Source organism: Desulfobulbus alkaliphilus, from assembly GCF_016918545.1.
GTDB lineage: Bacteria > Desulfobacterota > Desulfobulbia > Desulfobulbales > Desulfobulbaceae > Desulfobulbus > Desulfobulbus alkaliphilus.
The window spans coordinates 1-455 of record NZ_JAFFQC010000215.1 but is presented as its reverse complement, the minus strand read 5'-3'; the positions used below and the strand labels follow the sequence as shown (position 1 = coordinate 455).

Annotated in this window: 1 pseudogene; it reads right to left on the bottom strand. The window is 61.5% G+C overall.

Annotation, left to right across the window (positions count from 1 at the left end):
• Positions 1-455 (bottom strand): annotated as a pseudogene (locus JWG43_RS20815) (elongation factor 4); the annotation flags it as partial.

The window sequence follows — 455 nt, the reverse complement described above, 5'->3', positions numbered from 1 at the left end:
AGCATGGACAGGGCGTCGACCGGCTCGGCGTTGACCAGGATGGACATCTTCACCAGGTCGCCGACCTTGTATTCGGTGATCTCGTAGTCGAACGAGGCGTAACCCTTCGAGATCGACTTCAGCCGGTCGTAGAAGTCGAACACCACCTCGTTCAGCGGCAACTCATAGACCACCATGGCGCGGTTGCCGACGTAGGACAGTTCGATCTGCTGGCCGCGACGGTCCTGGCACAGCTTGATGACGCCGCCCAGGTATTCGTCCGGGGTCAGGATGGTGGCCTTGATCCAAGGCTCGGCGATCGTCTCGATCTGCATCACGTCGGGCAAGTCGGCCGGGTTGTGCAGGTCCATTTCGGAGCCGTCGCGCAGGCCGATCTTGTAGACGACGGACGGCGCCGTGGCGATCAGGTCGAGGTTGAACTCGCGGCTCAGACGCTCCTGAATGATCTCCAGGTG